The organism is Treponema sp. OMZ 798, from assembly GCF_024181385.1.
Lineage (GTDB): Bacteria > Spirochaetota > Spirochaetia > Treponematales > Treponemataceae > Treponema_B.
In genome coordinates this window covers 2,777,186-2,790,603 of the sequence record NZ_CP051305.1, presented here as the reverse complement: position 1 = coordinate 2,790,603, position 13,418 = coordinate 2,777,186, and the positions used below count along the sequence as shown (strand labels likewise).

Sequence of the window (13,418 nt, the reverse complement as noted above, 5' to 3'; positions counted from 1 at the left end):
GCTCTTTTCAAAAAGTAAAATTTATTGTACTATTACAAAATGAAAGTAATTATAGTAGGCGGCGGTGTTACCGGAACCGAATTAGCCCGCAGGCTTATAAGAAAAAAACATGATGTTGTTTTAATAGAAAGAGATGAAGAAACGGCACGCCATGCAGCAAACAGACTTGACTGTATGGTTGTACAAGCTGCAGGAAACGATACACAGATCCTATTGGATGCAGGAATAAAAAAAGCCGATGCCATGATAGCCGTAACCGATTCGGATGAACTCAATATGATAATCTGCGGCATTGCTGAAAGTCTCGCCCCTGAAGTTATAAAAATAGCCAGAGTACGCAATGAAGATTATGTAAAGGCTCTAAACTTTTCAGAAGAAAGAACCCTAGGTATCAATGCTCTCGTTTACCCCGACGAAGAAGCAGCCCTTGCAGTTATACAAGCGATTGAACACGGAGCTGTCAGCGATATCCTATCTTTTGAAAATTCAAGTTACGAGCTTACACGCTTTAATGTTTGCGAAAAAAGCACTCTGGACGGCCTTGCCGTGTTCGATATCAGAAAATATGTAGACATACCTTTCATTGTTGTAAGCGTGGAGCAAAACGGAAAAAATAAGATCCCATCAGGAGATACTATTTTAACGGCAGGAACTAGAGTTTCGATTTTAACAAAGCCGGAGCATATAAAAAAATTCTATGAGCTGTCAGGCTTTGGAACTCAAGAATTTAAAAAAATTGCCTTAGTCGGAATGGGACGCATAGGAAAAAGCGTTGCAGAATACCTGCTTAAAAACTCAAAAGGCAAGTCCTTTCTTTCAAAACTTTTACCGGCAAACTTAAATCAAAAATGGAAAATCTCCATTATAGAAACTAATGATAAAAAAGCGAAGGAAGTAGCAGCCGAATTCCCCGAAGCCTCGATCTATAAGGCTGATGTTACAGACGAATCCTTTGTAGACGAAATAGGGCTTGACTCATTCGACTTAGTAATATGCACAACACCGAACTATGAATTTAATATGATTGCCTGTGCCTACCTAAAAACTCTTGGCGTTTATAAAACCATATCCCTCGTTCAAAGCGCCGTACTTGAAAATGTTGCATATAAGATAGGTGTCGATGTTGCAGTTTCTTTTAAGGATGTAGTTGTAGACTCTATTATGAGTCATCTTGTAAGCGAAAATGTAACAAGCGTTCATACAATGGGTGACGGGAAACTTGAAATAATAGAATTGCAAGTATCCGAAAAAAGCCCTGTTCTCGGACAAAAACTAAAAGATATATCTCAACATGGAGTATATCTTGTTCTTCTTGTTACAGATAAATACGGCGAACAGATTCCTACCGGCGATACAGAAGTCGAAGCCGGAGATAAGATTGTCTTTATAGTAAAATCTTCGCGAAGCGATGAAATTATAAAAATGTTCGGAGGCAATTAAATTTCAAATGAAAGCACTCCAATATATCCGAATTATTTTTATGATTCTAGCAATAATTTCCATAAGCTTTATAATTCCGATTGGAACAGCCATTTATGAAAATGAAGCTTATTTGATTCCGTCTTTTTTAATCCCTACAGCCTTTATCTTTGCAATTGCAGCAGTTTTTTTCTTTTTTTTGAGAAACAAAAAAGTAAGACTTTCGATTTCGGGCGGTATAATATTGGTTGCAACAGCATGGATATCTGCCGGCATTCTGGGAGCACTGCCTCTTTTTATTTCAGGCGTAATACCCAACTTCGCAGATGCCCTCTTTGAATCGGTATCGGGTTTTACAACAACGGGAGCAACAATTCTTACTAACGTCGAAGCCTGCCCAATGACAATGCACGTATGGCGCACCCAGATGCACTGGCTTGGAGGCATGGGAATAGTAGCCCTAACCGTTGCCCTCTTTCCGCTATTAGGTGTCGGCGGTTTTCACCTGATCAAAAGTGAAACAACCGGCCCCGACAAGGGAAAGGTAACGGCAAAAATAACCCACACGGCAAAGGCTCTTTGGTTTATCTATCTTGGAATGACCATAGTGCAGATAATCCTTTTGATGCTCGCAGGTCTTCCATTTCTTGAAGCCCTCTGCCACACCTTCGCATCTTTGGGTACTGGAGGTTTTTCAACAAGAAATGCAAGCGTCGGTGCCTTCAACTCCCCGGCCGTCGAAATCATTTGCGCCGTCTTTATGATCTTAGCCGGTGTAAACTTCAGCCTTTATTTTCACCTGTTTACAGGCCATCCGGAAGAGTTTTTCCATAACTCGGAACTAAAAGCCTATCTTAAAATAGTATTTATATCAACCGTTTTAATTGCCGTTTCTGTCTATCCTATTTACGGCCTCGGAGGGGGATTCAGGCAAAGCTTTTTTCAAGTTGCCTCAGTAATAACTACAACCGGCTTTTCAACGGCCGACTATAACGCATGGCCCGAATTCGCAAAAATGGTTCTGTTTTTTTTGATGTTTGTCGGAGGCTGCTCAGGTTCAACGGCAGGAAGTATAAAGGTTATCCGCTGGCTCATCCTGCAAAAACAAGCAGGAATGGAAGCAAAAAGGCTTTTAAGTCCCCACGGCGTTTTCGGTATTCAGCTTAATAACAGGCCGGGGAGAAAGGACATAGTATACAGCGTTGCAGGCTTTATGTTTTGTTACTTTCTTTTAACCCTTATTACAGCCCTGGTTGCAGCCGCAGACGGAGCTGACCTATTAAGCGGATTTACGGCTTCTCTAGCCCTTATAGGCAACATTGGCCCGGGATTCGGCAGGGTAGGCCCTGCGGGTAACTTTGCATTTTTTTCATCGCCTGTGAAGATCTTCTTTTCTTTTGTAATGTTGGCAGGCCGCTTGGAGTTGTACACAATGATAATCTATTTTATGCCGGCCTTTTGGAAAAGATAAGACTCTAACAACTTATTTCCGGATATCGGCTGCTTAGTAAATAGCGATTATGTTCGGAGTCCGCCAAACTGAATTATATTTTGTAAGACCGTAAAATTCTTCCCAGCCGTTATAAAAGGCGTAACTTCGCTCTTTTGATACCATTGTACTGTTAGATGCCATCGGCGGCTGAATATTTTCACCTCGTGAAAATGCAACCCTAAAAGCATCTAAGTTACCGAAATACCAACTCTCGCTTTGGGGCACACCCATATCGAAGGGAACTGATTTTGCTAAACCTAGATCTACAGGTATCCACCCGAAGCCCTCCAGATAAAACTCCGCCCACCAGTGAAGATAAGCCTTTTGAGAAACATCAGTTATAATACCGGCAATCGGTTGGGCAGGTACACCTACAGCTCTTGCAAGGGCTGCAAACAAAATAGCTATATCGTAGGTATCGGCCTTTTTTTCTATCAAAGCATTTACAGGCGAAGCCCCGGAATTCAATATTGAAGCCGGAATTATTTCGACATTTCTTAATAAATAATTATATATACGTCTTGCCCTATTATAAGGGTTTCTTTCATTTTGGACAATTTCTGCTGCCGTTCTTTGAATGACGGGATCATTAGAAGGTATAAGCTCAGTGGCAATAGCATAGTTATCATAGATAGCCTTGTTTTGGCGGGAATTAACTCTTACATTAACTGGATTAATCCTTGTATTTACCTCATAGGTATTTACGCCATACTCTTGCCTTATGTGAATTTTTGTAGAGGAATTTATATTTTCATATTGATGAATGGCAGCTCCCTGATAATCGGCAACAAAGGGTGCAGGTAAAATAGACAGGACTTTAACATCCCTCTGCGAATAGGATTGAACCGGCAGAGGAACCTTTATAAAAAGAGAATTTTTTTCGGCAGCCTCTACATTCGAAATATCAACCTCGGCTGCAATTGCAAAATTCTTTTTATTGGAATAAGTTTTTGTCCCTATCTTATTTTTTACTCTAAAGGGAACAGAGTTGCTGGCTCCGGAAGAGGTTACAACCAAAAGCATTCCCGAATCCGCCCCATCCGGAACCCTTACATGAAGCTCTTCATTTGACCAAAGCACAAAATCATAATCATAGTCCGAGCATCGGGCTGCTTCTATATCTTCTTTTTTTTCAACTTGTTCAATCATTGAAGAATTAAAATCGGAGACAAACAAAACTTGAGAGCTACCCCTTGTTTCTCCAAAATTTTCACCTGAAATTTTTATAATGCTGCCTACCTCAGCAAAATCCTTATCTAAAGCAAGGATTGAAGGAATTCCGCCCGAATAGGTCTTATCTTTTATTAAAGGAATTGATGAAACTGAAGCCATAAATGAAGGCAAAGATTTTTTATTTTGTACAACAACATATACTATTCCGCCGCTTTGATATTCAGGATATTTAAAAATAATTTTTTTATCGGTCCAAACAGTGCAATTTTCCGCTTGAATAATGGCATCTCCTATTTCAATCCATGAGGAGTCTCCTTCGTTTCCAAAGTACTCGCCATCTATTACAATTTCATCTCCTGCTTGCGCAATGGGAGGCTTGATTTCTTTTATCAAAGGATATTTAGCAGTCAAGGACGTTAAATATAAAATAAAGGCTGCAAGACCGCAGAAAATAAGAAGGAATACAAAAAACCTAAAAATAAAAAATTTTCTAAATAAATAAGTAAATCTATTGCCCATTGTTTACAGAGGTAAGATTTGTGATTTTTTGAGTGCTTAAAAATAAAACCTGAGGCTTTATTTCTTGTTTTAATATATCAAATTCTTCCTTATTTGAAGAAGGCAGATATAAATTTACATATTGACGTAGATTTATTCCCCTCTTTTTTCCTTCAAAAACTAAAGAATTTTCGTTTACCCCCAAAACATTTGAAACATTTAACTTGAATTTATTTACCGGTTTTAAATCATTACCTAGTTTAAAATCACTAACGATGGGGTCAATAGACTTAAACTCTCCTTCAGCAACAGAGTCTGATGGAGCTAAGGTTTTTTGGGTACTGAGCATAATAATCGGTGTCAGCACAAAAAGAAACAAAGCAGCCGCAGCTAAGGCCGGAACAGGAATCCTATTGGATTTATAAAACCAGCTTGTCGGCTTGTTCTTGTTGAGCTCCATTCTTTTTAAGCAATCCTGCCTTTTGGCATAAAGCTTAAGGAAAGAACCTTCAAGATCCAGTTCACAAAACGAATTTTCAGATAGTTTTAGACTTATTTTTTTATATGAGTCAACAACTATACTGCATTTTTCACAAGAAGCCAGGTGAGCTTCTATTTTTTCTTTCCAAGGGGACTGTAGTTCTCCATCAACATAAGCTGAATATAAATCTTTATCAGGGCATGTAGACATCGCTTTCTCCTATATGTTTCGCTAATTGCTCTCGGGCTCTAAACACCCGGACCTTCACGTTACCTTCACTTATTCCAAGAATACTCCCTATCTCCTTATAGTTCAAACTGCCGTACTCTTTTAGCTGCAAAACAGCCCTCAGGTTTTTAGGCAATTTTTCGAGAGCTGCTTGAACCGAATTTATAGATTCTTGCTTCAAGACTATCTCTTCTCCAGTATCGACTTTGCGAGTATCTTCCTTTAACGCTTTAGCATAAGCCTTTCGCTCCCGACCGCACCTTTTTACATGATTAAGAGATGCGTTCCTTGTAACCCTAATGAGCCAGTATTTCGCATCATCCATAGATGGAAACTCCATCTTTTTTTCGGTCATTTTTATCAAAGAATCATGGCATATATCCTCTGCTATGTCCCCTTCTCTGACTATATTGTAAGCTACTTTATAAATAACAGGCATGAGGGCCTCGTACATTGACCTAAAATCTTCATCTGATGTTGCCCTCAAACAACCTTTCTCCTTAAACATTCCGAACTCCAAGACGTTACAGTTTTATAAAAAAAACATGTAACTTATAATTTTTTCCACGTTGTTTTACCTGCCTGATCTTCAAGGATAATACCCATGCCCTTTAGTTTATCCCGAATTTCATCAGCCAGTTTATAATTTTTGTCAAGTTTTGCCGAAGCTCTCTCTTCAATAAGTTTAATAATTTCGGACTCATTTATCTCAAGAGAATGTTTATGGTCAAGGATGTTAAATGCTTCTTCAATCAGTTTGATACCCAAAATTGAATCCATAACGGCGAGAGCTGTTAAAACATCCCTTTGCGGAATATTCTTTTCCTTTATCAAAAGCTGTAGTTCCGATAGAGCTTTCGGTGTGGATAAGTCATCTTCCATGGCGGCCGTAAAATCATCAAAATAGCCGCATACTACCTGATTTTTAATCTTCTCCTTTGCAGTTTTAAGATCAACGGATTCCGTCAAAGCGATAAAATCCTTAACTTCTGCTTCGGATAAACCTTCCATCAGTTTAGAAACCCTCATATTCAAGTTTTTTCTGCCGTTTTTTGCCGTTTCCATAGCTTCCCAAGAAAAGGTAAGCTGGCTTCGGTAGTGCCCTCCCAAAAGCAAGAAACGGTAGTCAAGTGGTGAAAAACCCTTATTGATAACATCTTCCAAAATGATAAAGGAACCGGCAGACTTAGACATCTTACCCTTATTCATAACAAGGAATTCGTTATGCAGCCAGTAATTTACCCATTTTTTACCCGTAGCTCCTTCGGATTGAGCTATTTCGTTGGTATGATGTACCCTTATATGATCTATACCGCCCTTGTGGATATCGATTTGTTCGCCTAAGTACTTCATACTCATGGCAGAGCATTCGATATGCCAGCCGGGATAACCTCGCCCCCAGGGCGAATCCCAAACAAGGGCTTGATTTTCAAACTTGCTCTTTGTAAACCAGAGAACAAAGTCATGGGGGTTGCGTTTATTTTTATCTATTTCGATACGGGCTCCGGCCTTAAGGTCTTCAAGGTTTATATTTGCCAGTTCACCGTACTTTGGAAAGGTAGAAATATCGTAGTAGAGGTTCCCTCCGGCCATGTAGGTGTGCCCGTTTGCTTCTATTCTTTTTATAAGCTCTATCATTTCGTTTATATGCTCGGTAGCCTTGCAGACAATACCCGGCCTTTCGATATTAAGCCTTTCGGTATCGTTAAAAAAGGCCTTGGTATAGAATTCTGCAATTTCAAGAACCGATTTACCGCGCTCTTCTGCGGACTTTACCATCTTATCTTCACCCGAATCTTCATCATCTGTCAGATGCCCGACATCGGTTATATTCATAACATGGGTAACATCATAACCTAAAAATCTTAAAGTCTTAACAAGGATGTCTTGAAAAACATAGGTACGTAAGTTTCCTATATGTGCGTAGTCATAAACTGTAGGACCGCAGCCGTAAACACCGGCCTTTCCCTCATGAATGGGAACGAATTCTTCTTTTTTATTACCCAGGGTATTATATAATTTTAAACTCATGCCTTGTCTCCTTCCATATCCCTTGCTATTCAAATACATAATAAAGTATACTAACATTTATATGGATAATCTATTTAGTATACTTCATAATACCCCTTTATTTCAAGAGGGAACTATAGAATTCGATAAACCTACAGCAGAGCTGACATCATACAAGATTGGAGGACCTGCAGAAGCTATTTTTTACCCCCTAACCGAGGAAAATTTAAAAGAAGCTCTTATTTTTTTTAGAAAAAATAAGATTCCGGCCTCTTTGATAGGAGGCGGAGCGAATATTCTTGTCTCGGATAAGGGTTTTAAGGGCGTTTTAATAAGTCTAAAAAATTTAAACAAAATAGAAATTATAAGTGAATCCGAAGGAGAGGTCTTTATAAAAGCTGGAGCCGGAGTTTTGATTGATGACCTTACAAAATGGGCTGTTGAACACTCTCTTTCAGGTCTGGAGTGCTTCGGAGGGCTTCCCGGATCTGTAGGCGGAGCCGTATTTATGAATGCCCGCTGTTATGACGTTTCAATTTCGGATAGATTAAAGTCTGTAAAATATATCTTAACCGGTGATGAAAAGGCCGAATTTGCAGAATATGAATACAAGGCTTCGGATTGGGACTATAAACTTTCACCGTTTCAGCAATATCCTATAAGCACAGAAATTAAAAAAAATAGGAAGATAGTGCTTTCCGCAGCGCTTACCTTGAATCATGGAATAAAAGAAGAAATTGCCGCAAAAACCGAGGCAAAAATTCAAGACAGAATTTCAAAGGGACATTTTAAGGCTCCATCTGCAGGAAGCACATTTAAAAATAACAGAGCTTTCGGACAGCCCAGCGGCAAGCTGATAGAGGATGCAGGCTTAAAAGGCCTTTGTGAAGGAGGAGCTCAGGTAGCTCCATGGCATGGAAATTTTGTGATTAACAAGGACGGAGCCTCCGCTTCAGACGTAAAAGCTTTAATCGAAAAAATACAAAAATCGGTTAAAGATAAAACAGGCTTTTTACTTGAACCTGAAGTTATTTTTGCAGGAGACTGGATTTAGAGTTTTTAGACTTTACCGCAATAAACCGTAAATAACCGTAAATAACCGTAAATAATCGTAAATAATCGTAAATTTTTCTTTAATTTTACATAAAAATACATAAAATTCTTTTAAATTCGCTTGACTTCTTTTTTTCTTTAAGGTATATTAGATATATCAAGAGCAGATAAAAGACTGCCAACATATTTAAGGAGAAAAATATGAAAACATTATTAAAGCTTATTAAGTCGAACAAAAAAAACGGAATCCCTCAAAGATCTGAAATACTAACACCCCAAGACAAAGTCCACGAACAGGCCCTTGTTTGGAAGGCTCACGTAGGAAGCAATTACTTTACAATCTAATTTTGTAAACATTGTTTAGGCTATAAAATCTTTAGGTAAAGATTTATCCATAAAACTAAAGACCCGCGAAAGCGGGTCTTTTTTTGTCTTTTGCCTGTCATAATAATTTCTATAATATATCTAAATCTGAAGAAGTTTCTTGTAATAAAAATTGTTCCAGACCTATATATAAAATCCCTGTATTATCATGCCTTGGAACAATCTTATCTTTTACAACAATTATCTTCTTAAATGAATCTCCTATTTTTTTTAAAGATGCTGTTTCCTGCTCTTTTTTTTCCTCATCTGCCACAGATAATGCCGATTGAATATAGTATCTTATATGTCCCTTATTTACGACAAAATCAACTTCCAGCTGTATTTTTTTTCTAGATCCATCCTTATTCACTTCATGCTCTACCACTCCTACATCAACATTATAACCTCTTCTCCTCAAATCATTATATATAATGTTTTCCATAATGTGAGTTTCTTCCACTTGCCTAAAATTTAATCTGGCATTTCTAAGGCCTACATCGGCAAAATAATACTTGACCGGTGTGCTAAAATATCGTGCTCCCTTAACATCATAACGCTTTGCACAATACAATACATAAGCCTCCTCAAAATATGCAAGATATTTAGAAATTGTTAAAGAAGAAATCTTTATCCTTTTTTCGGATAAGAATCTTTTTGCTAATTTATTCGGGTTAGTTAAAGATCCGATGGCAGATGATACAAAGTCCAACAAGGTTTCAAAAATTTCTTTTTCATTTTGAATCTTATGTCTTTCAAGAATATCTTTTAAGTATGTTTCATAAAACAAATCCTTTAAATATTTACTTTTTTCTTCATCGCTCTCCAAAGAAAAAATATAGGGCATACCTCCATAAATAGCATAATCTTGAAAAGCCTGTACTTTATCTTCATACAAATCGTATATTTCAGAAAAAGATAAGGGATTTACATGGATTTCATCACCTCGATCCCTAAATTGTGTCAGAATATCACCAGATAGCATTTTTGAATTACTGCCCGTCACATAAATATCTAAATTTTCAATTTTCATTAAACCAAGAAGTACATCAACAAAGGTAATATTGTTTTCAGAATTTTCAATGTAAGGGTTTTTTACAGTTTCTGATAATTGAATTTCGTCAATAAATATATAGTATTTTTTGTTTTTATTCTTAGCCTTATCTTTTATATATTCATTCAACTTAAATGGGTTTCTATATTCTATATTTTCAATCTCATCTAAGGCGATTGAGATAGTCTGATTTTCTTTTATGCCTTGCGATAACAAATATTCTCGGTATAACTTAAATAGCAAATAAGATTTTCCACAGCGCCTAATACCCGTAATTATTTTAACGCGGCCATTGTCTTTTTTACGGATCAGCTGTTCTAGATAATAATCTCTTTTAATCATCACATGCACCTCAGTCGAAAAATTTAGGTGTATTTCCACCTTTTTTTTCGTATATATAATAACATGGATTGCGTTTTTTTACAATACAGTCTGCACCCTATACTAAATAAGAATTTATGTGTAAAATATAAGAACTGCATTTTAAAGCAGTAAAGGAGCTAAATATGATCAAAATTGTAGTGGTGGGTGCAAATCATGCCGGAACATCGGCCATTAATTTTTTGACGGATCTTTCAAAAGAAAATGAAGTAGTTGTTTTTGACAAAAATACCAATATCAGCTTTTTAGGCTGTGGAATGGCCCTTTGGATAGGAAATCAAATCAGGGGCTCTGAGGGTCTCTTTTATTCCAATAAGGAAAAACTGGAAGCAAAAGGAGCTAGGGTTACAATGGAAGCCGATATTACCCGAATCGACTTCGATAAAAAAATCGTATACGGAACGGTAAAGGGCTCTCAGCCTATAGAAGAATCCTACGATAAATTGATCCTTGCAACAGGTTCAATTCCCATAATGCCCAAGATTAAGGGCATGGATCTGGAAAATGTGCAGCAAGTAAAGATTTTTCAAAATGCTCAAGAAGTTATCGACAAACTAAAAAATCCCGAAATCAAAAACATTGCCGTAGTGGGAGCAGGCTACATCGGTGTCGAGCTTGCCGAAGCCTTCCAACGCCATCAAAAAAATGTAGTCCTCATCGATGCGATGCCCTCAAGTCTTTCCAACTATTACGATAAACCCTTTACCGATTTAATGGATAAAAATCTAAGCGATCACGGAATAAAACTTGCATACAATCAACTCGTTCAAGAGATTAAGGGAACCTCAAAGGTAGAAGCCGTTGTTACAGACAAGGGAGAATATCCTGCCGACATGGTGGTAGTCTGCATCGGTTTCAGACCCAACACCGGCCTCGGAAAGGATAGGCTTGAAACCTTTAAAAACGGAGCCTACTCGGTCAACCTAAAACAAGAAACAAGCATGAAGGATGTTTACGCCATAGGCGACTGCGCAACCGTTTTCGATAATTCTTTAGGAGAAAAATCCTACATCGCCCTTGCAACAAATGCAGTAAGAAGCGGAATTGTGGCCGCCCATAATGCAGCAGGCGTTCCCTTAGAAGGTATCGGCGTTCAAGGTTCTAACGGTATCAATATCTATGACTTAAAGATGGTATCGAGCGGCCTTACTGTAGAGCGCGCAAAAAAACTCGGCCTTGACGTTGACTTTACCGACTTTGAAGACTTGCAGCGCCCCGAATTTATGGAACACGATAATCCGCCCGTAAAATTGAGAATCGTGTACGACAAAAAAACAAGGGTTATAATCGGAGCTCAAATGGCTTCAACCTATGATATGTCTATGGGCATCCACATGTTCTCCCTTGCTATTCAAGAGAAACTTACAATCGATAAGCTTAAACTCTTAGACATCTTCTTTTTACCCCACTTCAACAAACCGTATAATTATATAACGATGGCGGCCTTGGGAGCAAAATAAGCTTTAACAATTGTGTACGGCTTGCAATTTTAAGCGAGCCGTACAAGAGTTAGGACGACGCACTAACGCACGCAAAAAGAAAAATATTAAATTCAAATTGTATTGATGAATTAATTTTAAGGTAAGTCTATGAAAAAAAATTATCCGTCTGATATTTTTAAGTTAAATAAGTATTTTTTACTTCTTTTAATTTTATTTGGTTGTGTAAATTTTTATTTTACGATTGCTTCTTCGAATATGATTTCAAAAATTGCGGCTGAGGCAAGTTTAGGGAATCTGAAATTTTTGGAAGTTTTAAAAACAGCAGGCGTGATCTTAACTTTTTTTATATTTCAAATAGTTTTTAAGCTAATGCTGAACTCGCGATTTTTTAAAAAATCTGCACTAAAAATGCAAAATAAAATTATACAAAAATATTTTAGTTTGCCGTTTTCATTTTTTTATGAGCACAACGCAGGGGATATTGTATCATCAATTTATCAGTTTTCTGCCAGTTCCATATCGAATACGATTGCTTTTTTTGAAAATGTATCGCAAAGCTTATTGACTGCAATTATTCTTGCTTTCCTTTTTTATAAAAATTTTTGGCTCACATTGCTATTCTTAGTTTTTTCAATACCTTCAATCATTGTTCATCTTGTATATTTAAAAAAAATACAAAATATAAAAAGAAATGTAAATCAACTTTTTCCAAAAACTTTTAGAGAGTTAAAGGATGTTTTAACAGGAGCGTTGGATATATCTACAAATAATATTTATCCATTTTTTCAAAATAAATTTAAAACCGATTTTGATGATTTAACAATGAATGGCTTATATGCGGTTTCAAAAACTCAAAGATTACAACAACTTGTATTCGTAAATTCTCAACGCATTATTCCGCTGCTTGCTATATTAGTTTATATCTATTTTAATAATGCAACAGATTCAAGTTTTTTTATTGGCTTTTATTTTTTGACACTTATGATACCAAATCTGTATAATCTTTTTTTGCTAAAGCAGATTTATAGAAATGTAAAAATTACTCAAGAACCTCTTCAAGAGCTTTTTGAAACGCCTGATGAAAAAACCGGAAATACAAAATTTGAAATATTTAAGTACAAACTTACCGATTTTTCGGTTACGCTTAGAGAAAAGACATTGATTAATAAATTCAATTTAAATATACATGGCGGCGAAAAAGTGTTAATCATTGGAGGAAGCGGTACCGGCAAGTCTGTTTTATTAAATGCACTTATGGGTGTTGATTACCCGTGTACAGGCTCGCTGACAATCGGCGGTGTAGACATGGCGGCTGTTGACTTACAGGCAATGAGAAAACAAATTGGATATTGTGATGTAAAAGGTTATGTTATAACAGGTTCTATTTTGGAAAACCTTCAATTCAATAATTCTCTTTCTGAAACTGAAATTAAAAGCCAATTAGAAAAAATGGGGATTTTAAAGTATATGCCGCGGCTTGCAGATTTAAATAGTGTAATTAGCTCTGATGAAGTTTCTGATGGTGAACGCGAAGTGATTTCTATTTTACGCTGTGTGTTTGCACAGCCTCAAGTTCTATTTTTAGATGAAGCAACGTCCGGAATGACTGCGGAAATTGAAAAAATTATTCTAACATTTGCACAGCAAAAGGTAAAAGCAATTATTGCAATAAGTCATAACTATACAACGGCAAAATATTTTAATAGGCTTATTTATTTAAAGGGAAACACAATTGGGCTTGATATGCCAATGCAGCAAGCCTTGAATACTGATGAGGTAAAAGAATTTTATTCTCATCAAATAGGCAATACAGAAGATGCAAAATAG

The 13,418-nt window shown here is 37.0% G+C and carries 11 protein-coding genes; 6 read left to right on the top strand and 5 right to left on the bottom strand.

The window, feature by feature from the left end; genetic code table 11:
• The first annotated feature begins 39 nt into the window (after window positions 1–39).
• On the top strand, window positions 40–1,440 hold the full coding sequence (gene trkA, locus E4O07_RS12900; RefSeq protein WP_253686461.1) for a Trk system potassium transporter TrkA: 1,401 nt from the start codon (window positions 40–42) through the stop codon (window positions 1,438–1,440).
• A 7-nt stretch (window positions 1,441–1,447) separates the two neighbouring features.
• Complete coding sequence (locus E4O07_RS12895) at window positions 1,448–2,890, top strand: TrkH family potassium uptake protein (RefSeq protein ID WP_253686459.1); 1,443 nt, start codon at window positions 1,448–1,450, stop codon at window positions 2,888–2,890.
• A 33-nt stretch (window positions 2,891–2,923) separates the two neighbouring features.
• Here E4O07_RS12895 and E4O07_RS12890 read toward each other — a convergent pair whose 3' ends face one another.
• From E4O07_RS12890 to E4O07_RS12875, 4 genes are read right to left on the bottom strand one after another with little or no spacing between them, the layout of a single operon-like run.
• Window positions 2,924–4,603: a transglutaminase domain-containing protein gene (locus E4O07_RS12890; RefSeq protein ID WP_371921931.1), complete on the bottom strand. Its 1,680-nt coding sequence runs from the start codon at window positions 4,601–4,603 to the stop codon at window positions 2,924–2,926.
• Window positions 4,593–5,273: an anti-sigma factor family protein gene (locus E4O07_RS12885; RefSeq protein ID WP_253686455.1), complete on the bottom strand. Its 681-nt coding sequence runs from the start codon at window positions 5,271–5,273 to the stop codon at window positions 4,593–4,595. The genes E4O07_RS12890 and E4O07_RS12885 overlap by 11 nt, the downstream gene beginning before the upstream one ends.
• Window positions 5,257–5,799 carry an RNA polymerase sigma factor gene (locus tag E4O07_RS12880; protein ID WP_253686453.1) on the bottom strand — a complete coding sequence of 181 codons (543 nt, stop codon included), beginning with the start codon at window positions 5,797–5,799 and terminating at the stop codon, window positions 5,257–5,259. The genes E4O07_RS12885 and E4O07_RS12880 overlap by 17 nt, the downstream gene beginning before the upstream one ends.
• A 44-nt stretch (window positions 5,800–5,843) precedes the next feature.
• Window positions 5,844–7,322: a cysteine--tRNA ligase gene (locus E4O07_RS12875; RefSeq protein WP_253686451.1), complete on the bottom strand. Its 1,479-nt coding sequence runs from the start codon at window positions 7,320–7,322 to the stop codon at window positions 5,844–5,846.
• Between the two features lie 61 nt (window positions 7,323–7,383).
• On the opposite strand from E4O07_RS12875, the gene murB reads away from it, so the two are divergent.
• On the top strand, window positions 7,384–8,355 hold the full coding sequence (gene murB / locus E4O07_RS12870; protein WP_253686449.1) for a UDP-N-acetylmuramate dehydrogenase: 972 nt from the start codon (window positions 7,384–7,386) through the stop codon (window positions 8,353–8,355).
• A gap of 200 nt (window positions 8,356–8,555) precedes the next feature.
• The gene (locus E4O07_RS12865) at window positions 8,556–8,699 is read left to right on the top strand and encodes a hypothetical protein (protein ID WP_253686447.1); all 144 of its coding nucleotides are present in this window, start codon (window positions 8,556–8,558) and stop codon (window positions 8,697–8,699) included.
• Between the two features lie 109 nt (window positions 8,700–8,808).
• Here the strand turns inward: E4O07_RS12865 and E4O07_RS12860 are convergent, their stop codons facing one another.
• Window positions 8,809–10,113 (bottom strand): ATP-binding protein, encoded by a 1,305-nt coding sequence (locus E4O07_RS12860; protein WP_305879947.1) that lies wholly within the window; start codon window positions 10,111–10,113, stop codon window positions 8,809–8,811.
• Between the two features lie 161 nt (window positions 10,114–10,274).
• On the opposite strand from E4O07_RS12860, the gene nox reads away from it, so the two are divergent.
• Window positions 10,275–11,609, top strand: coding sequence for a H2O-forming NADH oxidase (gene nox, locus E4O07_RS12855; protein ID WP_253730564.1), 1,335 nt, complete (start codon window positions 10,275–10,277; stop codon window positions 11,607–11,609).
• 129 nt (window positions 11,610–11,738) lie between these two features.
• On the top strand, window positions 11,739–13,418 hold the full coding sequence (locus E4O07_RS12850; RefSeq protein ID WP_253686441.1) for an ATP-binding cassette domain-containing protein: 1,680 nt from the start codon (window positions 11,739–11,741) through the stop codon (window positions 13,416–13,418).

Excerpts from the sequence above, each read along its gene's own strand:
- trkA (WP_253686461.1), top strand. The coding sequence starts at position 40 with ATGAAAGTAATTATAGTAGGCGGCGGTGTTACCGGAACCGAATTAGCC.
- E4O07_RS12895 (WP_253686459.1), top strand. The coding sequence starts at position 1,448 with ATGAAAGCACTCCAATATATCCGAATTATTTTTATGATTCTAGCAATA.
- E4O07_RS12890 (WP_371921931.1), bottom strand. The coding sequence starts at position 4,603 with ATGGGCAATAGATTTACTTATTTATTTAGAAAATTTTTTATTTTTAGG.
- E4O07_RS12885 (WP_253686455.1), bottom strand. The coding sequence starts at position 5,273 with ATGTCTACATGCCCTGATAAAGATTTATATTCAGCTTATGTTGATGGA.
- E4O07_RS12880 (WP_253686453.1), bottom strand. The coding sequence starts at position 5,799 with ATGTTTAAGGAGAAAGGTTGTTTGAGGGCAACATCAGATGAAGATTTT.
- E4O07_RS12875 (WP_253686451.1), bottom strand. The coding sequence starts at position 7,322 with ATGAGTTTAAAATTATATAATACCCTGGGTAATAAAAAAGAAGAATTC.
- murB (WP_253686449.1), top strand. The coding sequence starts at position 7,384 with ATGGATAATCTATTTAGTATACTTCATAATACCCCTTTATTTCAAGAG.
- E4O07_RS12865 (WP_253686447.1), top strand. The coding sequence starts at position 8,556 with ATGAAAACATTATTAAAGCTTATTAAGTCGAACAAAAAAAACGGAATC.
- nox (WP_253730564.1), top strand. The coding sequence starts at position 10,275 with ATGATCAAAATTGTAGTGGTGGGTGCAAATCATGCCGGAACATCGGCC.
- E4O07_RS12850 (WP_253686441.1), top strand. The coding sequence starts at position 11,739 with ATGAAAAAAAATTATCCGTCTGATATTTTTAAGTTAAATAAGTATTTT.